At 53.1% G+C, this 21,008-nt stretch carries 17 protein-coding genes and 1 tRNA gene; 16 read left to right on the forward strand and 2 right to left on the reverse strand.

Annotated elements, in window-relative coordinates; all coding sequences use genetic code 11:
• Window positions 1-8: 8 nt before the first annotated feature.
• The 16 genes from tssB (at window position 9) to ACWKX3_RS17735 (ending at window position 19,802) form a co-directional block, all read left to right on the forward strand.
• On the forward strand, window positions 9-527 hold the full coding sequence (gene tssB, locus ACWKX3_RS17660) for a type VI secretion system contractile sheath small subunit (RefSeq protein WP_006178500.1): 519 nt from the start codon (window positions 9-11) through the stop codon (window positions 525-527).
• Between the two features lie 21 nt (window positions 528-548).
• Complete coding sequence (gene tssC, locus ACWKX3_RS17665; protein WP_454542150.1) at window positions 549-2,048, forward strand: type VI secretion system contractile sheath large subunit; 1,500 nt, start codon at window positions 549-551, stop codon at window positions 2,046-2,048.
• Window positions 2,049-2,207: 159 nt separating this feature from the next.
• A complete protein-coding gene (locus ACWKX3_RS17670; protein WP_006178497.1) occupies window positions 2,208-2,693 on the forward strand; it encodes an Hcp family type VI secretion system effector in 486 nt (161 codons plus the stop codon).
• Between the two features lie 89 nt (window positions 2,694-2,782).
• A complete protein-coding gene (gene tssJ / locus ACWKX3_RS17675; protein WP_042321967.1) occupies window positions 2,783-3,310 on the forward strand; it encodes a type VI secretion system lipoprotein TssJ in 528 nt (175 codons plus the stop codon).
• A gap of 3 nt (window positions 3,311-3,313) precedes the next feature.
• Entirely contained in the window at window positions 3,314-4,660 is a 1,347-nt protein-coding gene (gene tssK, locus ACWKX3_RS17680) for a type VI secretion system baseplate subunit TssK (protein WP_454542151.1), read from the forward strand.
• Window positions 4,660-6,015: a type VI secretion system protein TssL, long form gene (gene tssL, locus ACWKX3_RS17685; RefSeq protein WP_058610786.1), complete on the forward strand. Its 1,356-nt coding sequence runs from the start codon at window positions 4,660-4,662 to the stop codon at window positions 6,013-6,015. The genes tssK and tssL overlap by 1 nt, the downstream gene beginning before the upstream one ends.
• Before the next feature lie 11 nt (window positions 6,016-6,026).
• Window positions 6,027-9,854 (forward strand): type VI secretion system membrane subunit TssM, encoded by a 3,828-nt coding sequence (gene tssM / locus ACWKX3_RS17690; protein ID WP_233500310.1) that lies wholly within the window; start codon window positions 6,027-6,029, stop codon window positions 9,852-9,854.
• A 13-nt stretch (window positions 9,855-9,867) separates the two neighbouring features.
• Window positions 9,868-10,521 carry a T6SS protein Cts1T gene (locus ACWKX3_RS17695; protein WP_167519828.1) on the forward strand — a complete coding sequence of 218 codons (654 nt, stop codon included), beginning with the start codon at window positions 9,868-9,870 and terminating at the stop codon, window positions 10,519-10,521.
• 37 nt (window positions 10,522-10,558) lie between these two features.
• A complete protein-coding gene (locus tag ACWKX3_RS17700) occupies window positions 10,559-12,847 on the forward strand; it encodes a type VI secretion system Vgr family protein (protein WP_454542160.1) in 2,289 nt (762 codons plus the stop codon).
• 60 nt (window positions 12,848-12,907) lie between these two features.
• Window positions 12,908-13,171, forward strand: coding sequence for a PAAR domain-containing protein (locus ACWKX3_RS17705; protein WP_006178487.1), 264 nt, complete (start codon window positions 12,908-12,910; stop codon window positions 13,169-13,171).
• Window positions 13,155-14,018: a TagK domain-containing protein gene (locus tag ACWKX3_RS17710; RefSeq protein WP_058608634.1), complete on the forward strand. Its 864-nt coding sequence runs from the start codon at window positions 13,155-13,157 to the stop codon at window positions 14,016-14,018. Before ACWKX3_RS17705 ends, ACWKX3_RS17710 begins: the two co-directional genes overlap by 17 nt.
• A 17-nt stretch (window positions 14,019-14,035) precedes the next feature.
• A complete protein-coding gene (locus tag ACWKX3_RS17715) occupies window positions 14,036-14,833 on the forward strand; it encodes a type VI secretion system accessory protein TagJ (RefSeq protein ID WP_006178485.1) in 798 nt (265 codons plus the stop codon).
• Complete coding sequence (tssE, locus tag ACWKX3_RS17720; RefSeq protein ID WP_006178484.1) at window positions 14,820-15,323, forward strand: type VI secretion system baseplate subunit TssE; 504 nt, start codon at window positions 14,820-14,822, stop codon at window positions 15,321-15,323. The genes ACWKX3_RS17715 and tssE overlap by 14 nt, the downstream gene beginning before the upstream one ends.
• Before the next feature lie 269 nt (window positions 15,324-15,592).
• Complete coding sequence (locus ACWKX3_RS17725; protein ID WP_006178482.1) at window positions 15,593-16,210, forward strand: helix-turn-helix domain-containing protein; 618 nt, start codon at window positions 15,593-15,595, stop codon at window positions 16,208-16,210.
• A gap of 23 nt (window positions 16,211-16,233) precedes the next feature.
• Window positions 16,234-19,176 carry an autotransporter outer membrane beta-barrel domain-containing protein gene (locus ACWKX3_RS17730; RefSeq protein ID WP_454542152.1) on the forward strand — a complete coding sequence of 981 codons (2,943 nt, stop codon included), beginning with the start codon at window positions 16,234-16,236 and terminating at the stop codon, window positions 19,174-19,176.
• A gap of 89 nt (window positions 19,177-19,265) precedes the next feature.
• The gene (locus ACWKX3_RS17735) at window positions 19,266-19,802 is read left to right on the forward strand and encodes a response regulator transcription factor (protein ID WP_006178480.1); all 537 of its coding nucleotides are present in this window, start codon (window positions 19,266-19,268) and stop codon (window positions 19,800-19,802) included.
• 150 nt (window positions 19,803-19,952) lie between these two features.
• On the opposite strand, the gene ACWKX3_RS17740 is transcribed toward ACWKX3_RS17735, so the two are convergent.
• Together ACWKX3_RS17740 and ACWKX3_RS17745 are read right to left on the reverse strand one after the other, a co-directional pair.
• Window positions 19,953-20,028 (reverse strand) — tRNA-Phe (locus ACWKX3_RS17740).
• Window positions 20,029-20,123: 95 nt separating this feature from the next.
• Complete coding sequence (locus ACWKX3_RS17745) at window positions 20,124-20,837, reverse strand: DUF554 domain-containing protein (protein WP_042321956.1); 714 nt, start codon at window positions 20,835-20,837, stop codon at window positions 20,124-20,126.
• Between the last annotated feature and the right edge of the window lie 171 nt (window positions 20,838-21,008).

The following is a 21,008-nucleotide window of genomic DNA, read 5'->3' on the forward strand; positions in this document are numbered from 1 at the left end:
ATATCCATATGAGCAAGAGTAACTCACAAAAATTTATCGCACGTAACCGTGCGCCGCGCGTACAAATTGAGTACGACGTGGAAATCTATGGCAGCGAAAAGAAAATTGAACTGCCGTTCGTTATGGGCGTACTGGCGGATTTATCCGGTAAACCGCTGGAGCCGCTGCCGCCTGTGGCAGACCGTAAATTCCTGAGTATCGATATCGATAACTTTGACGAGCGTATGAAAGCCATGCGTCCGCGTGTGGCGTTCGCGGTGCCGAATACCCTGACGGGTGAAGGGCAGCTGATGGTCGATATGACCTTCGAAAGCATGGACGATTTTTCTCCGGATGCGATTGCCCGCAAAGTTGACTCGCTATCTCAGCTTCTTGAAGCCCGTACGCAGCTCGCCAATCTGCAGACCTATATGGACGGTAAAGCAGGCGCGGAAAGTCTGGTGATGAAGGTGCTGAATGACAAGTCGCTGTTGAACACCCTGGCATCGGCGCCAAAACCTAAACAGGCTGATGAAGCCGCGTCCTGAATGTGAATCAGAGAGATAAAAATGGCAACTCAAGCACAAAACCATAAGCAGGCCACGCCGCAGGCCGCAACGCAAAATGATTTTACTGCGTTACTGACCCGTGAATTCAAGCCGAAGTCCGAGCAGGCGAAATCGGCGGTCGAAATGGCGGTGAAAACCCTGGCGGAACAGGCGCTCTCTACCTCGATCACCATGGCTGACGATGCGTACAAAAACATCGCGGCGATTATCGCGGAGATTGACCTTAAGCTGTCACAGCAGATTAACCTGATCCTTCATCATGAAGAGTTCCAGCGTCTTGAAAGCGCGTGGCGCGGCCTGCACTACCTGGTGAACAACACCGAAACCGATGAGAAGCTCAAGCTGCGCTTTATGGACATTTCCAAAGATGACCTGCGTCGCAACATGAAGCGCTACAAAGGGATCGCATGGGATCAAAGCCCGCTGTTTAAGCAGATCTACGAAGAAGAGTACGGTCAGCTTGGTGGCGAACCTTACGGCTGCCTGGTGGCGGATTACCATTTCGACCACAGCGCGCCGGATGTGGATCTGCTCTCCTCCATCGGCAAGGTGGCGGCGTCCGCTCACATGCCGTTTATTACCGGCGCGTCGCCATCGGTGATGCAGATGGACTCCTGGCAGGAGCTGGCTAACCCGCGTGATCTGACGAAAATCTTTACCCAGAACCTGGAGTATGCCGCGTGGAACTCCCTGCGTCAGTCTGAGGATTCTCGTTATATCGGTCTGGCGATGCCGCGCTTCCTTGCTCGTCTGCCTTACGGTATCAACACCAACCCGGTGGATAACTTCAATTTTGAAGAAGATACCGACGGCGCGAATCACAGCAAATACGTCTGGGCTAACGCCGCGTATGCGATGGCGGTGAACATCAACCGTTCGTTCAAACACTACGGCTGGTGCACCATGATTCGCGGCGTAGAGAGCGGCGGCGTGGTGGAAGATCTGCCGTGCCATACCTTCCCGACCGACGATGGCGGCGTGGATATGAAATGCCCGACGGAAATTGCGATTTCCGACCGTCGCGAGGCGGAACTGGCGAAGAATGGCTTTATTCCACTGGTACACCGTAAAAATACCGATTACGCGGCGTTTATTGGCGCGCAGTCATTGCAGAAACCGGCGGAATATTACGATCCAGACGCCACGGCCAACGCCAATCTTTCTGCACGTCTGCCGTACCTGTTCGCCTGTTCACGTTTCGCACATTACCTGAAGTGCATCGTGCGCGACAAAATCGGTTCGTTCAAAGAGCGTGAAGATATGCAGCGCTGGCTGAACAACTGGGTCATGAACTATGTCGATGGCGACCCGGCGAACTCGTCGCAGGAAACCAAAGCGCGTCGTCCGCTGGCGGCAGCGGAAGTGGTGGTAGAAGATGTGGAAGGTAACCCGGGTTATTACCAGGCGAAATTCTTCCTGCGTCCTCATTTCCAGCTGGAAGGTCTGACCGTTTCTTTGCGCATGGTCGCTAAATTACCGTCACTGAAAGACGTGGCGTAATTCAGGCAATAAAGTAATAAGAATAATCACTTTATTATTCTTAAAAGATGCGGTTGCGCAGGGATCCTTGCGCACTGTGAAAGACAAAAATATTTTGTCTTCATTTCGTTCGTTACTCATTAAGTAACGTTGTTAATAAGAGCTAATTAAGGAAATCATATGGCTCAGGATATGTTTATTAAAATTGATGGCATCGAAGGCGAATCTCTTGATGCTACCCATAAAAATGAAATCGAAGTGCTGTCCTGGCATTGGGCTAGCGCACAGAGTTCGAATATGCACAGCGGCTCCGGCGGCGGCGCAGGTAAAGCAACAGTTGAAGATTTTTGCTTTGAGCACTATGTCGATAAGGCCAGTACTAACCTGCTGAGCTACTGCCTGTCCGGTAAGCATATTAAAGACATTCAGTTTGTGGTTCGTAAAGCTGGCGGCGATCCGCTGGAATATCTGACCATCAAATTCTCTGATGTCATTATTACTCGCGTTGAAACGGCGGGTTCCCACGAAGACGAAACGCGTCCACGTGAACGCGTGACGTTCGCCTTCACCAAACTGACTCAGGACTACGTCATGCAGAACGCCGAAGGCGCGAAGTCTGGCGTAATTTCTACCAGTTATGACGTAAAAGCTAACCTGCGCAGCTAATTAACGCCGGTTCGCTGACAGAGTTTTGCCGCTACGGCGGCAAAACTCTTCTCACAATGACGTCGTTCGGATGGATTGAGTGGAAACCTATGCTTAGCGGAAAAGAAATAAAACACATGCTTAAAGGAACGGCAGTTTTATTACTGTCACTCTTTTTAGTCGCCTGTAGTGGAAGCAGCAGTCCGGCGCCCGATGGTGATGAAATAAAAATAAATCTGCTGGCGGCAAGCGATATTAACCCCAATGAAATGGGCGATCCGGCGCCACTCAATATATTTATTTATAACGTCAAGGATCTGGATGTTTTAACCAATGCGGATTTCTATGAAATTGTTGAGGGGACCAGCAAGCCTGTACAGGCGGCTGCTTCAAAAGTCTATGAAGCGATTTTACAACCCGGAGAGTCGCGCACCATTCTGATTAAACCAGACGGTACTACACGCAGCCTTGCTTTCATTGGTGCCTATCGCAGCCTTAATGATTCTCTGTGGCTGGCGAGTTGGGATCTGCCAGAAAAGAAAAAGTCGTGGTGGCGGCCGAGTTTCTTTAGCGATGATTCGCGTGAGTTGAATGCGCATTTCCAGAAAACAGCAATAACAATTAAAGAAATGGATTAAACCGTGAGAACGAATAAAGTCGTCTGGAGTGAAGGGCTGTTTCTTCGTCCGCAGCTTTTTCAACAGCAAGAACGCTATTTTGAATACTACGCACATAAAAGAGCATCGACCCTGAGCCCCTTCTTTTGGGGATTCTCGCAGTATGAAATCGACCGCGAGGCGCTGTCGTATGGCAAGCTGGTGCTGCGTACCGCACGCGGCGTATTGCCGGACGGCACGCCGTTTGATGTGCCCGATCACGCCGATTTACCCGAGCCGCTAACGATTTTGCCAGAACATCTGGGCAAGACGATTTATCTGGCGGTACCGTTACGCCTTGATAATAGCGATGAGACAATCTTCAGCCAGCATGACGCCAGTTCGCTGGCGCGTTTTCGCGCGCAAGAGACGGAACTGTGCGACACCAATGCGATTCGCCAGGGGCCGAAGCCGGTTCAGCTGGCCAAACTGCGTCTCAGGCTGATGTCACAAACGGAAATGACCGAATCGTGGATTGGCCTGCCGCTGACCCGCGTGAAAGCCATTCAGCCCGATGGCAGCGTGCTGTTACATCTGGACGATTATATCCCGCCCGTCACCGGCTATGCGGCGAACCCGCTGCTGAGCGAATGGCTGACCCATCTTAATGGTCTGGTCAAAATGCGCGCCGGGATGCTGGCGCACCGCCTGTCGGCATCCGACGGCAAGGCCAGCGCCAGCTCCGAAGTGGTGGATTATCTGCTGCTGCAGATTTTCAATAAATACGAGCCGATTCTCGACCACCTGCGCCATATTCCGGAACTGCCGCCCATCGTGCTTTACGAAGAGCTGGCGAAGCTGGCGGGCGAGCTTTCAACCTTTGTGCGCACCAAAACGCGTCGTCCCAAGAGCGCGCCGGGCTATGACCACGCCAGCCTTTATCCTTCCATTCGTCCCCTGGTCGACGATGTGCATGACCTGCTGAACCAGATCCTGGTGCGCGCCGGGCAGCTTATTGATCTGCAGGCCAAAGGCAACGGCGTCTGGGCTGCTTCGATGTTGCCGAACGAGCTGCGTTCGTTCTCAAACCTGGTGCTGGCCGTTCATGCGCAGTTGCCGATGGACGTATTGCAGCAGCAGTTCCAGGCGCAGGCCAAAATCAGCGCGCCGCAACAGCTCCATGAACTGGTTCGCTCGCACCTGCCGGGCCTGGTGTTGCAGGGGCTGCCGGTACCGCCGCGTCAGATCCCCTACAGCACGGGCTACGTCTATTTTGAACTGCTCAAAAATGGGCCTTTCTGGGACAAGATTTCAAACACCGGCGCGCTGGCACTGCACATTGCGGGTGAGTTCCCTGGCCTGAAGATGGAACTTTGGGGAATCAGGAACTGATGAAAGACGATATCAACCCGCAAGTCTCCGCGGAACCGACGGAGTTCGAAGACAGCTCGCCGCAGGCGTTGGGTAAGTTCCTTCTGGATGAGCAGGGCGACTGGATACAGGAGCCGGAAGCAACGTCGAAAGGGGAAACAGGATCGGTTGGCGACCCTACGCCACGTGGCGAACACGCGCTGAAAAGCGAAAGCGTGCAGCAGCGGATTTTACGCGTGAAGGCGGCGGAGAATCCGCTGCTGGAAGCCGCGCAGCCGCTGCTGCGCGCGCTTGGCGATATGCCGGAGCAGGTTAACGATATTACCCATGTCGAGATCCTTAAAAATACCCTTAAAAGCCAGATCACGCTGTTCGGCGTTGTCTGCGACGAGGTGAACATCCCGTGGAAAAAGATGGCGATCGTACGGTATTGCCTGTGCACCGCGCTTGATGAGGCGGCGCATACCACGGCATGGGGACTTGAGGCGGGCTGGTCGCAGAGCAACCTGCTGAACCACTTCGAAGGGGACAACGACGGCGGGAATAAATTCTTCCTGCTGGTTGGCCGCCTCTCCATGAATCCCACTGAATTCGCGGATGTGCTGGAGGTTTTACTGCGCATCCTGGGGCTGGGGTTCGAAGGACGCTACAGCATTATTGAAGATGGTGACCGCCAGCTCAGCAAGATCCGCCAGCGCCTGTTGACCCTGATCCAAAGCACGCGCAACACCACTCCGCCCGCACTGTCGCCGCATGGGCTGCAGCCGCACGGCCCTGCGGTGCGCGAGAAGATTGTCATTCCCGTGCGGCTAAGCGCGCTGTGCGCTGGCGTACTGGTGGCGTCGTCGTTTCTCTGGTGCAAATTCTGGTTACTGTCGCGCACCGATGGCATCACCAATGGCATCTATGCCATGCAAAACCTCAGCGTGCCCGTGGCGCAACCTGCCATGCGTCTGAAGCTGGCGGTGCTGCTGCGTAACGAAATCAGGCAGCAGCTTCTGAGCGTGGATGAGAGCCAGAAGCAGAGCAAAGTGGTGCTGAAAGGGGATGCGCTGTTCCTGTCCGGATCTGTCCGTGTTCAGCCTGAGATGGTGAAAGTCATAGAACGTATCGCCAGCGAAGTCCGACGCGTGAACGGCGACGTGGTGATTGTCGGTCATACGGATGCCACGCCAATCAGTCGGCCAGGTTTGCCTAATAACGTTGTGCTCTCGGAAAAACGCGCGGCGGAAGTGGCGCAATATTTTATTTCGGCTGGGCTGCCTGAGAGCAAAGTGAAAGTCCGCGGCGTGGGGAGTAGTCAACCCGTGGCGTCCGATGCGACGGCTCAGGGAAGGGCGAAGAATCGCCGTGTCGAGTTTTTTGTCACGTATTAACGAGGACGACAATGTCTTATTTAAATAGAGTCTTCACCACGCGGTTTATGAAGACGCTGCTGATTGTGTGCTGTGCTGCCTTACTGATCGCCGCCATCTGGTTCCTGGGACCCTTCTTTGGATTTGGTGAATCTCGTCCTCTGCAGAGCATTGAATCGCGCATTATTTTTATTCTGCTGGCGGCATTTTGCCTGGTCTGCCTCTGGCTGGGCTGGCCCGCGTTTATTGCGCTGACCGCGACGCTGTGCGTGGTTGTCTGGGTCTTTGGCCCTTTCCTGTTGGTGGGTGAAAGCTGGCCTGTTGCGCCGGTGAGCGTCAGGCTGGCGATCATTGCCGTTATTTTGCTGGTCGCATTGTTATACGGCTTGTGGTTATTACTGCTGGCGCTGAAAGACAACCCGACGTTGCTGAATAAGTTTGCCCGCAATAAGGGGCCGGTCGCGGATGATAACAGCGCGGAAGTGATGGCGGTCATCAGTAATGCGGTTAATTACGTCAATAAAAGCCACGGCACGCTGTCGTTTTTCCAGCGCGTGATCCTGGCGCGTAAGCCGCTGGATGTGCTGCCCTGGTATATGATGATCGGCACCGCCGGTGCCGGTAAAACGTCAGCTATCCTCGCGTCAGGCCAGAATTTCCCGCTGCCTGAGCAGCTGAATCAGGTCGGGAAACCAGCTTCGCCTACCCGCAACTGCGAGTGCTGGTTCGCTAATGACGCGATCTGGCTTGATACCTCCGGGAAATACATCAGTGAGCCGGAAACCTACCTCAGCGAGTGGCGCGCGATCCTGAAAGCGCTGAAAAAACACCGTCCGGTCAAGGCGATTAACGGTGTGGTGCTGACCTTTTCCGCCGCCGACGTGATGTGCCGCAATAAAGCCGAACTGTTTGAGCTGGCGGCCAGCCTGCGGGCAAAAATTGAGGATGCGCGTCAGACGCTGGGCGTGCGTTTTCCGGTATATGTGCTGGTAACGAAACTCGATCAGTTACCAGGCTTTACCGAATATTTCAGGATCCTGACCGATCAGGAGCGCGAGCAGGTCTGGGGCGTGACGTTCCCTTATGGCGATGCCAAAAGCGCTTCCGTTTCGGGGCTGCGTAGCCAGATCGCCGAGGAGTTCTCCCTGCTTGAAGAGCGTCTGGAGCGCGAAATGATCGTGCGTCAGCAGGAAGAGTATGACCACCGGGATCGCAAAAAGATGTACGCGTTACCGCAAGATTTCCATCTGCTTTCCGGGATGGTGGCGGAAGTGGTGCATAACATCTTTTTTGCCTCCCGCTACGATGAAACGCAAAGCTATACCCAGCTGCGCGGCATCTATTTTAGCAGCAGCCATCAGCCGATCGATTTTAACCTGCTGAATAACCAGAGCGTGATTCGCCACTGGTCAAACTACGTCGAGCATAAGTCGCCGGAGGTGATGGCATCGCTGAGCGCGAAGTCAGATGACCAGGACTTCCTGATAAACGATGTCTCCTATGGGCGGCAATACTTTCTTAAACAGCCCTTTAGCGAGGTGATCGTTAAAGACCTGCATCTGGCGCGCTATAACCTGGCCAACCAGTCAAAGTATCGCCTGCAACGCTTCCTGGGACATACGCTGTGCATTGTGATCGCCTTTATTTTGCTGAACGGCTTCTATAACAGCTATCACAACAACAGCGGTTATCTGGATGCCATCGAGACAAAAGTGGCTGCGCTGCGCGGCGAAGTTAACCGCTTTAACCAGGCGGCGAACGACACCATGCTGCCGCGTCTGCTGGCGATGTCACGCTCGCTGCCAGATTACGGCACGCTGGATGTGTTCAACCCGTTACTGTCATGGCGTTATGGGCTGTATACCGGCACGGATGTGGCGACGGCGTCGGATTCGCTCTATCAGTATTTTCTGCAACGACTGCTGCTGCCGCAAATCCAGCAGCAGGTGGTGGTGGCGTTACAGGACGCGATTGATAGCAGTGACGCTACGCGCATCTACAGCCTGTTAAAGCTCTATCTGCAGGTCTCCGGCCAGGGCAAGTTCGACAAGCAGGAGATGATCGCCAGCATTACCCAACTGTGGGAGCAAAATGGCAAGCTCCAGCCCTATGAAGAGCGTCAGGTGTTTGTCTCGCATCTAACCCAGCTTTTTGCCGTGCCTGAGTGGAGGCGTTTTGGTCAGGATGCGGATGAAGGGCTGCTGAAATACGCGCGGGCGGTGCTGGAACGCGAAGACTTAGCCAGCCGCCTTTACGGGCGTATCAAAGCCTCGCTGGCGCAGGATGCGCCAGCGGATTTAACCCTCGGTGAAATGGCTAAATCCCAGGGCGGCGACCTGTTTACCCTGAGCGATGACTATAGCGAGAGCGCCATTCCCGGCCTTTTTACCCGAGCCGGGTATTACGAGGCGTTTAAAAAAAAAATGGGTCCGGGGCTGATGCTGTTAGCGCATGAGGATGCCTGGGTCCTGGGAAAAGCGAAGCCGGACGCTGCGCCCCCCAAAATAGCCATCGGCAACGACGGCACGCTGGTTAACCCGGTGCAGCAGCAAATCCTTGCCCTCTATCTGGATGAATATACCCAGCGCTGGCAGGATTTTCTGAGCCATATTCGCATTAAAGAGAATGTGCTCACGCAGGATTACGGTATGGCAGGCGTGACGGCAAATATCTATATGCTGCGTACGCTCAGCGCCTCCAACTCGCCGCTGGTGAATCTCATTCAGCGTATTGTGAAGGAGACGACGCTGGTGAAAAGCGATGAAAAATCGCTGCTGGATAACGTCAGCACCAAAGGGCGAATTCTGAATGCGGCGGAGAAGGTGAGCCTCGCTTACGCCAGCATGGAAAAGAAGTTGCTCAGGGAGCGGGTGGATAACCCGTTCGCTGCGCTGCGTGAATTTGCCACCGGCAGCCGCGAACTGGCGCAGGATGGAAGCCCGGCGATGACCGGCGCGGAGCTGGGCAAGCTGATGGGGGCGTTAAGCGAGCAGTACACGCTGTTTGTGATTTACGACGATGCGCTGAAAAACGGGAACTCACCGTCGCTGCCGAACACGGCCCTGAAAATCAGTGCCGAATCGCAAACCTGGCCCGATCCGCTGAGCCACCTGGTGGGGCCGCTGCTGGACAGCGTTTACCATCACGCCAGCCAGGAGGCTATTGCCAGAAGCAATGAAGGCATTGAGGAGAGTATCGGACAGGTTTGCCGCACCACGCTTAAGGGACGTTATCCTTTCGCCGATACCACGCGTGAAGTTAAACGCGCAGACTTTGAACGCTTTTTTGGCGTGGGCGGCCTTGTTGATGAATATTACAAAAAACACCTCGCGGATAAAGTCGATACCTCTTCGCAGCCGTGGCGTTATAAAGGCGATGTCGAGACGGATGATGCGAATATGCTGGCGTTTTTCGAGCAGGCGGCAGAAATACGCGAAGCCTTTTTCCAGGGCGAGAATGGCCGGAAGCTAGCGCTGGCGTTTGATATTTCGGTTCTGCATCTGGACCCGGCGGTTACGCAGCTCAATATGAATTTTGACGGTCAGCAGGTGAATTATGCACACGGGCCGGTTTCATCAACGTCGGTCGTCTGGCCAACGTCACGCGCCGTATCAAAAACGACAATGAATGTGACCCCCAGGGCCGCGACGGGGAACTCGGCGCTGATGTTTAGCGGTCCATGGTCGCTTTTACGCTGGCTGGATAGCGCCCGCGATATTTCCTCAACCGACAATGATGAACTGATTTTACGTTATTCGCTGGACGCCAGACGTGCCGACCTCGAGGTCCAGGGGTTAACCTTCAAAGATCAGCTGGTTGTGGATATGTTGAAAGATTTTCGTTGTCCTGGCGAATATTAAATCCGAGGGGAAGATGTCTCTACGACTGTATTTACTTGGTGGTGAGTCGCGTGCCAGTCCGTTTGTCAGAATGAGAAAAAAACAGCGCCAGACGGAGGCTTTTATTTCTCAAAAAATTCTGACAAACATGGCAGCAGCAATGACGGACGAATATTTGTCTACGGCATATCCGTGGTGTTTTGTCATATCGTCCAGCACTGCACAGGATAAATATCATTATGTCGGGGCGTATAAAGTTCTTTGTAATGAACACGGTGAAAAAAGGCTTATTGGGATGTACAGCGCGGTCTCACACCAGTGGCTGAATAAGAACATGCAGGCTGAATTTCCGCTGACCTTCTGGATGAGTAGAATTTTAAATATGGTACAGGAAAAGGATTTTTCTGCCCGCAACACACCCTTGCTGCGGCAATGGCGCACGGCATTGCAGCGTGCCTATTCGCCATTTTGGGAGTCTTTTGCGCTGACGCCAGCCTGGCGTTTTAAAACGCGTTCGCAGGCCTTACTCAGGGAGGGATCACAGGAAGACTATTGCATCCGGAAAAGCGATGGAGTTGACGTTATGCCATGGAAAAACTGGCCTGACTGTCTGTTAAACGAGTCAGGAATATGGTTATGGCGGGAAAGTCGACACAGAAAAATATTGGATTCACAACGTATCAGGTGAATATATGTCACGTACTATAACATTAAGCAGTCCGGCGATGCCGTCGTTGCTGGGCGATACCGCTCTGGTCATCTCTAAGCTGGATGGCGAAGAAGCGCTGTCGTCCCTGTACTCCTATGTGATTACGGCTAAAACCCCGGCTAACCCGTTAATTCCCTGGCAGGCCGCGTCGAATGTCGATTTAAAAGCGTTAATCGGCAAAGAAATGACCGTCACCATTGAACTGGATGGCAACGGTCTGGGGGATATTTTTGCTATTGGTAAAGATACCCGGGAAATCTCAGGAATAGTGCAACGCGCCCGTTATATCGGACGCGATGGTAATCAGGCACTTTATGAGATTGTGATTCGCCCATGGCTACATCTGGCAGAACTGACCTCTGATTTCAAAATATTCCAGCAAAAAAGCGTGGTGGATATTATTGATGAGGTGTTAGGCGAATATAACTTCCCGTTAGAAAAAAGATTGTCGGGAAGTTATCCGCTGCTGGATTTCCAGGTTCAGTATGGTGAAACCGACTTCAACTTTATTGAACGGTTAATGGAAGAGTGGGGTATTTACTGGTTCTTTGAACATGCTGAGCAGCACCACAAACTGATTTTGGTGGATAACGTCGGGGCGCATAAACGTTTCCCGAGTGAAGCCTATCACGTGATTCAGTATGCTGCCGATCGTCCAAAGATGGACCAGGAATATATCAGCCAGTTCCATTTCCAGGAGACGATTACCTCCGGGAAATGGGTCACCAATGATTATGATTTTACGAAATCACGCGCCGATATCATGGCGCTGGACAGCAAGCCGCGTAAAACCAGTTTCAACGATATGGAGATCTTCCACTGGCCTGGCGATTACGAGCAGCCCACTATTGGTGAGCAGTTGGCGCGGGTGCGCATGGAAGAGCGCGGGGCGCTCGGCTCACGCTGCGAAGGATCCGGCGAACTGCGCGGTATTGCCTGCGGGTGTGACTTTGAACTGGTGAATTATCCCGTCGAAAAAGCGAACCGCGAATACATGATTTTGCGAAGCCATCTGCTGGTGGAAGAGATTAATCAGGTGACAGGCGTGGATGAGTTCCGCTATCACTGCGATTTTACCGTTCAGCCAACCACCAAAATTTATCGCCACCCGATGACGGTGCCCAAGCCGAAAACCAGCGGACCGCAAACGGCTATCGTTGTGGGGCCTGATGGCGAAGAGATCTGGACCGACGAATACGGCCGCGTAAAAGTGCGTTTTTTGTGGGATCGCTACGGTAAAAACAGAGAGTCCGACTCCTGCTGGTTACGCGTGAGCCAGGCCTGGGCCGGCAATAACTTTGGCGGGATCTATATTCCCCGTATCGGTCATGAAGTGATTGTCGACTTTATTAACGGCGATCCAGACAGGCCGCTGATTATTGGCAGCCTGTACAACAACGTCACGATGCCGCCGTGGGATTTGCCGGTAAACGCCACGCAGAGCGGGCTGGTCAGCCGCACCGTGGGCGGAGGGCGCAGCAACTTTAACGGCATTCGCTTTGAAGATAAGCCCGGGCTTGAACAGTACTGGGAACAGGCCGAGCGCAATATGACGCGTCTAACCAAGCAAAACGAGGATCAGACGATTGGCATGAACTCCAACGTGAATGTCGGCCTGTCGCGAAACCTGTTTGTTGGCGCGAACTATATGTCGGATGTGATCGGCAACAGTAGCGCAATGATCGGCGGCGCGCTGGCCATTCAGGTGGGAGGAGGCCAGACCGATAACGTGGCGCTGGCGAAGGGAATTAACGTCGGCGGTGCGTTTATGACGACCGTAGGCGGCTACCACTCTTTGTCCGTTGGCGGTGCTCATCAGGTCAACGTGGGGGGGTATCACTCTCTGGCGGTCGGCGGCGCAAGCACCACCGTTGCGGGAGGGGCGATGACGCTCACTGCGGGCGGCGAGCTGGTGATCTCGGCGAAGAAGATCAAAATCGTCGGTTCCGATCAGGTCATTATTCAGGGTGGCACGGTCGAGCTTAACCCTGGCGACTGCTGCGATAACTGCGGCGGTGGCGGCGGGGGAGGTGGCGGCGGCGGAATGATTGGCCTGCCGGGCCTGCCTGCGATTTCAGCGCTGTTTGGCGTTGTGCTTCCGTTACCGCCACTGCCGACGCCAACGCCAACGGAGACCCCGACGGAAACGCCGACGGAGACCCCGACGGAAACGCCGACGGAGACCCCGACGGAAACGCCGACGGAGACCCCAACGGAAACGCCAACGGAAACGCCGACGGAGACTCCGACGGAAACGCCAACGGAGACCCCGACGGAGACAGGCAGCGCAACGCCTGAACCCTAATGTGCATCTGACGACGAATACATTTCGTCGTCACCCACTAATTTCAAAGGAGAGTGAAATATGCAAAACGCAGCACGTGTCGGAGATGCTACCGCTCACGGTGGCGCCTTATGTTCCGGGTCGGGCGATGTCTACGTTAACGGCATTCCCGCCGCGATGGTGGGCGTCAGTATCGCGCCATGCGCGCTGTTACATGGTGCCGCACCCGTGGCAGTCGGATCAGGCTCGGTCTTTATCAACGGCGTACCGGCCGCCAGACTGGGCGATGTCACCGGGTGCGGGGCAGCTGTCATAACGGGCTCTGGCGATGTCTATATCGGTTAACGAGATGAAGTTCCGTTTTCAATGGCCCACATCGCGCCAGCCCGTGTCGCTGCAGGAAGGTATTACGGCGGATCGGGCCATCGCGTTAGAGGTAAGCAGTGGGGTTTTTGGACCCCACAGCCAGGTGCCGGAGGGGCAAGATGCGGTGGCTTTTTACTGGCATTTAACCCGTCCGGTCATGCGGAACTTTTGCGTTAACGCCATCTGTTTGCTGGATGGCGTAGAGCTTTGCTATGGCGAGAGCCAACCCCTGCGCGTCGGCAGCCATCTTCAGGCAGGACACTTCAGGCTTGAGATGGTCACGGACGACGACGACGCGCTAGCGCATCAGGAATTGTCGCCGTTTATCGGTGCGGATAATACATGGCAGGCAACGGACAAGATCCCCGAAGTTGAAGAGATTTTGCCGAACGGCGGCAGTTATATAAATGACTTACATTATTTCAATAACGTTATCGCGCAACGAAACAGTGATGATGTATTGAAAATGCTTGAAATCGAGTACAAACGGTTCCTTATCTGGCAAGAACAGGGACGCCAGTATTACGATAACGTCAGCAACGAAGCCGCCTATCTCATTAAAACTGATAATCAGTTTGACCGCGTAAAAGAATGTCTTAAAGAAAAGACCTTAACGGAATGTATTGTCGACAGAACTTTTCTGATGGAAAAGGTCTGGCCCGATTTTGAAAGCAGCGGCATCGCGGACGATATTTTTGCCGAAGAAGAAAAAATCGATTTACTCAAATCTCTGTCACCCGACCCGATCGTGGCGAAAGGAATGAATCAGGTACCCGAACTGGTGTTTCGTGATTTTCACAAAATTGGCCTCGATTCTCACTATTAATAACAGGAGTTACTATCATGCAGGATATTACGACATTAACTGAAACACTGAAAACCTCTTCTCTGAACAATTTACTGGAGCAGGTACTCTCGCAGGTGAAGGCATCGCCAGACGATCTCAAAGCCCGGGAAGTGCTGTTTAAATTGTATTGCGTCGATGGCGCGTGGGATAGCGCATTACTGCAGCTGCAGACATTATCGCTACTTGATGAGGAAATGAAAAAACAGTGTGAGTTATATAAAAATCTCGTCTTTAGTGAAATGCAGCGCACGCAGGTTTTATCCGGCGAGCGTCTGGCCGCAACATTACAGGGTGATATGCCGCAGTGGATGGCGAAACTACACGAGGCCAACGGACAATATTGCCAGGGCAATATGGCGCTATCAGATATCACGCGATCTGAAGCCTTTGAACTTGCTCCGGAAAGCCGTGGTAAAAGTGATACCCTGGGCGAATTTACCTGGATTGCAGACAGTGACGGGCGTCTCGGGCCTGTGTGCGAGTTTATTTGCGCCGGTGGATATCGTTGGCTGCCGTTCTCTGAAGTCCAGCAACTGCGTATTTCAAAACCGAAAGATCTGATCGACCTTCTCTGGACACAAGCTTCCGTTAACGTCGCGGGGGAGGAGTATTTTGGCTTCATTCCGGCGCGCTACCCGATTATGGCGGATGATGGCCAGGACTATAAGCTGGGGTCAAAGACAGAGTGGTCGATGCTGTCCGATCTGCTCATTCTCGGCCATGGCCGTAAGGTACTGATTACCGACAGCTGTGAGCATTCGATCATGGAGGTGGGTGAGATTGTATTCGAATAAGTCCTTTACCAGAGAAGGCCGCTATCTTCCTACACTTCTTGAGCGGTTACAGGATGACGAACCTAAAAGCCCACACGATCGCGCCAGACCTGTCGATGTTAAAACGATACGTCAGCTGGTTCAAAAAGATATTGCTGATTTAATTAATCATACAAATATCGAGGATACGCTCAACGAGCAACGCTATAAAGCAGTAACGGAATCGGTGCTTAATTATGGTATTCCGGCGCTGATCGGCAGGCATGAAAATCGTAATAACTGGCAGGTTATCGAGCAGGCTATTCGTAAGGCTATCATACGTTTCGAACCGCGTATTATCCCTGAAACACTGCTGGTGCGTTCATTGCAGGAAAAGGAACAGATGACGAGACATGCCGTTATTGCTTTTGAGATTAGAGGCCTAATTGACTGGCAGCCCCACCCGGTAGATTTGTGTATGAATGGCCGTTATGACATGGAGTCAGAAAAGGTGGATTTGAAACTTCTTTAATTAATGTGAATTTATATTAAATAGAGAAATTTACCCTATAAATTAAGATCTTTCCTTGGGCAATTTTCTTGGTGAATTATCCTAAAATGTTTGATAGCCATTACCAAGAGAGAGGTTTTTGAATAATATCGAGGTGAGCTTTGTCTTAATTTGTTAAGTTCCTGGAGATCTGTTCCCGCTAGCGAATGCAGTTTATTGCATTTATTGTTTATCTTGCTGTTTCCGGAGATAACTTGCCTTAAAGGGAATGCAACACATGGGTGTGGAATATGTTGAATATATTGTTGATGGATTCTAACTATTATCGTGGGTTAGGGGTAAAATCCTTAATTTTGAGTCAAATGCCAAACGAACGTCTGAATGATGCGCGTTTTGCATTATCAACAGATGAAATGAGTAAGGATGACGCTAATATCATCTTCTATGATGATTTTGTAACGATTAATGTTTTGAACAGGAAGAAAATTCGTAGTAATAGCGACCGCTGGCTTAAAGATACCAGGGAGCCAGAAAAGCTCACGTTGCATGTTCCGTTTTTGGCCCGCAATCAAACGCTCAATGACGTATCGATGAAGATCGGTAAAATTCTGGCGATCGCGACTGCGGACTATCATGTTCATTTCAATAAGAAAGATGCTTACTGGAGTTTTGGACTGAAGAAATACGCACAGCTCTCTGATGCGGAAACCGATGTCATGCTCTTAATTGGCAGGGGTTACAACAGCGGCGATATCTCACGAATGTTGAATCGCTCACGAAAGACAATCAGCACCCATTATCGTAACGCCAGTCGTAAAATGGGCGCCTCAAATCAGGCCGAGTTTTATCGTTACGCTTCGTTCGTCGCCAGATGCGGGTGTAATGAAAGAAACACGCTGTGTTTATAAATGGATTAGTGAAAGGCAACATTATGGATAATTATCACACCAGTCAGGGTGAGTGGCATCGTTTACTCTGCGCGTTACCGATCTATCTTTTTGTAAGTAATTCTGTTTGCGCCGCAAATAGTAACACTATTGTCGTTGATGGAGGAAAACTCCATTTCGAAAATCTGACGCTTGTAAATGACACAAGCGGTGCCTTTATTATCCAGGCAAAAAACGGCGCGGAATTTAACGGCAGCCAGCTTTTTCTCACCAGCAGCGGAACGCGCGGCGGCGGGGCGTGGATAGACGATAGCGTTTTCACCGGCGACAATCTGGAGATTAATGTTAGCGGTAACGCTGCCAGCGGCATTTATCTTGCGAACAATAGCTCTGCCACCCTTTCTGATATCACGATCGCTGCCCAAAATAACGCGATGGGGCTAAATCTGGACGGGACCTGGTCAACGCAAGGCTTCGCTACCGCGCAGCTTAGCGACAGCGCCATTGCCACCGAAAGCGGCGATGCCATCAAGGTTATGGCGGGTGATTTAACGTTGACCAATACCACCGCCACGACGACCGGCGACAGTAGCTATGCGGTGAATGCCAATCAGGCCGCAACAGTAAACATTGATGGAGGCCGGTACGCAACGCAGGGTAAATACAGCGATGCGGTGTGGGTCGTCAGCAGTGACTCCTCCGTCAATATAAACGACGCCACCCTCTCTACCGCAGGCGATCGTGCTATCGCGCTGAATGCGCAGAATGGGACGGCAACCATTACCAACAGTACCCTCGAAACCGCGGGACTTAACTCGTATGCCCTGTATAGCGGAAGGCAGCAGCTCACGGGCGATAAGCTGACCATTACTACCCAGGGTACCGGCGGGGCCGGCCTGTTTGCCGCAACCGGTGGGAAGGGAACCTTAACCAACAGCGATATCACCACGCACGGTGAACTTGCGGCAGGGCTACTGGCCTACCCGGGTTCGGCTATTACCGCCGATAACGTGCGCATAGAGACCACCGGCAAACAAGGCTTTGGGCTATGGAGCCGCGCAGGGCAACTGGATATCAGCAACAGCACGATCGTGACGTCTGGCGATGCGGCAGCCGGGCTGTATGTGAATGGTTACTCCACCACGCTCAGCAATAACGTGTCGCTGAATAATGTGACGTTGCAAAGCGCGCAGGCGCAGGCGATTAATGCTGACACCACGACGCTGGCGCTGACGGTAAACGACTCTACGCTCAGCGGCGGCAACGGTCAGGTGATGAACGTGAGCCATTATGAGGATGCAGCTGATCCTGCTAACAACCTCTACAGCACTGTGACCTTAACGGCGGCTAACAGCCAGTTGAATGGCGACATTACCTCATCGGACGTTGCCAACAGCGTGGCGGTTGACCTGACGTCAGCCTCGGTGCTGAACGGCGCAGTCGATAACGCAACGTCGCTGGCGCTGGATAATACCAGCCGCTGGAACATGAGCGGCAGTTCGGTTGTCGGCCAGTTGACCAACAACGGCACCATCGCCTTCTCTGCGGGTAACGCGGCGGACACTCTGACGGTGACCGGGGATTATGCCGGCAACGGCGGGACGCTGATGTTTAACAGCGTGCTGGGGGATGACAGCTCGCCGAGTAATAAACTGATCGTCGGCGGTGACGTGCTGGCGGGGACGACGTATGTCGCTATCAATAACCTGGGCGGGCACGGTGCGCAAACCGTTGAAGGCATTGAGATTGTTGACGTTGGCGGACGCTCTTACGGCAATTTCGTGCAGTCGGGCCGTATTGTGGCGGGCGCATATGATTACTCCCTCCTGCAAAAGGGCGAAAATTGGTATCTGACCAGCCAGGCGACACCGGTTGATCCGGAGCCAGAACCTACTCCAGAACCTACGCCAGCCCCTGAACCTGGTCCGAACCCCGATCCCACTCCCGCCCCTGAGCCGGGTCCGAAACCTGAACCTATGCCGGATCCGCAACGAAAAACGCCGGTGATTCGTCCGGAAGCGGGCAGTTACACCGCCAATATCGCCGCAGCCAATACCCTGTTTGCAATGAGTCTGCACGACCGACTGGGAGAGCCTGGGTTTGTGGATGCCTTGTCGGCACAGCCTGAAGTCACCAGCCTGTGGCTGCGTCAGGTCGGCGGCCATAACGGCTGGCATGACGGTAGCGGTCAGCTGACAACCCAGAGTAATCGCTATGTGGCGCAGATGGGCGGCGACGTGGCGCGCTGGAGTCGGGATGGCGTCGATCGCTGGCATGTCGGCTTTATGGCGGGCTACGGTAATAACCACAGTTCGACGCGCAGCGTAATGAGTGGCTACCGCGCCAGCGGTTCCGTGGAGGGGTATAGCATAGGGGGTTACGCCACCTGGTATGCCAATGCCCCGGCGTCACAGGGTGCCTGGGTGGACAGCTGGTTACTGTACAACTGGTTTACTAACAGCGTTGAGGGTAAAGAATTAGCGAGTGAATCGTACAAATCCCGGGGGGTCACCGCGTCGCTGGAGGCGGGTTATACGCAGAAACTCGGTGAATTCACGGGGAGCCAGGGGACGCTGAACGAATGGTTCATCCAGCCTCAGGCGCAGGCGATATGGATGGGGGTAAAAGCCGATGATTTCCATGAGGCAAACGGCACCCGCATTCAAAGCGAAGGCGACGGGAATATCCGCACCAGGCTGGGCATTCGTACTTTCCTGAAAAGCCACCATGCGATGGATAACGATAAGGAACGCCTGTTCCAGCCTTACGTTGAGCTTAACTGGATCCATAACACCCGTGACTTTGGCACGAAGATGGATGATGTGAGCGTTTACCAGGCGGGTGCGCGGAATCTGGGCGAAATCAAAACAGGCGTTGAAGGGCAGATCAACCCGCGGCTGAACACCTGGGGAAATATCGGCGTCCAGGTGGGTGATAAAGGCTATCACGATGCTGCGGCCATGGTTGGCCTCAAATATCATTTTTAACACCCCTTAAGCCACTGCCCCGGTCGCGCAGATCGCCACCGGGGCAGAATGTCAGGAGGAAGCTATTTTCCACTTTTCATGGAGAGACAATGCAGATCTTTTCTGGGGATTCATTTTTCGTGATTGGCCTTAAGGCCCTATCCATTAATCTTAATATTCCTGAACCTGAGAGCCTGATCATATTTGATACCGGGCAAGACTATATTTATGTGCTTGATGACAATGAGATCAAGCATCTTATCTATTCCGATCCGGTATCTGCTTTTATCCTCTGTCGACGTTCATTAATAAATCGAACGGCAGGGGTCAACATTTTCAGCATGCTATTAAGCGGATGGCGCTTCGGCTGCGCGAAGCAACGACATCCAAAGGAAATGACCACCAGAGAAGCGCTGATAATAAGGATGATTTGTTTAGGGATCAGCCAAAAGCATATAGCAATGAAATTGCACGTCAGCGAAAAAACGGTCAGTACCCATAAGTTAAACGCACTGCATAAGCTCAAAATTAAAAACGTCGCGATTTTTTTTAACGAGTATGCGGCCTGGTATCGTTTATGGATGCAGTATATGAACACGCAGCAGAGGGACACCCTACACGCGCAAACTCAGGGTAAACAGGCGTAAGGACAGACCGAGGCGTGATGCTACGGGCACGCTGCCAGAAACGTCAGGGGAGACAAACCGGGAGAGCACAGGAGCAGGTTGAGGCTATGTGTTTTGGCGGGCTCAGAATGCAAAAACGGACCTCCGTGGAGGTCCGTTCTTATGAATGAGTGGTGCCCGGACTCGGAATCGAACCAAGGACACGGGGATTTTCAATCCCCTGCTCTACCGACTGAGCTATCCGGGCAACGGGGCGCATTAAACCCGATTCACTTCCCGCCGTCAACGAATTTTGTGGTTTTCGTTGCAGACTGCGCACTCTCTCACCACTTCGTCGTCATCTTAAGCGAAAAAGTGTGTCCACAGCGCTGAAAGCGGCATGGCGATCAGCAGGGCGGGGAGCATATTGACCACCGCAAACATTTTGATGCCGCAGATGCGCAGCCCTGTCGCCAGCAGCAGCAGGCCGCCGACGGCGGTAAAGTCTGCCATCATCGCCGGCGTGGTGAGCGGCAGGATCAGCGTGGCGCAGGTGGCAAGCGCCAGCTGAATGAGCAGCATCGGCACGCAAATCGCCGCGACGGCGATGCCGAGCGTGGTGGCGAAAATGGTGGCGGTGAAGAAATCGAGAAACGCCTTCGCAATCAAAATGCTCGGATCGCCGGTCATCCCTTCCTGCATCGAACCGAAAATTCCGGTGCCGCTGGCGCAAAACAGAATAATGATGGCGACATAGTTTTGGATAAACGTCTCGTGTGAGCCGCTCTTCGCCTTGCCCGGCCGGGCAATCAGGTTTTTGGCTTTGCTGACCGCGCTATTGATCCCTTTTTCGAGATAGCAAAACTCACCAATCAGCGCGCCGAGCAGGGTGGCCAGCACCATGACCGGCAGGTTGGCGCATTTCACCACCAGCAGGATCCCGATACCCAGCGACGCCAGACCAAAAATGGAGGGCATAGAGACGCGAATACGTTCCGGCAATCGCTGACTTAATACGGCGCCAAGAACGCCCCCCAGTAATACGGCGCTGGCATTGATAAAAGGGCCAATGACCACGGTAAGCTCCTGTTATTTAATCATTCATTGTGCATCAGTATGGCATGAAGACGCCATTCTCTGCCTGATTTTGAATGAGATCGTGCATAATGATGCTGTCGGTTGGCGAAGAGGTGCTTCGCCCGGCACCTCTTTCGGCAGAATGGGTATTCTGTCCGGGGCCATTTTCCC

It is taken from the genome of Enterobacter sp. UPMP2052, assembly GCF_053709675.1.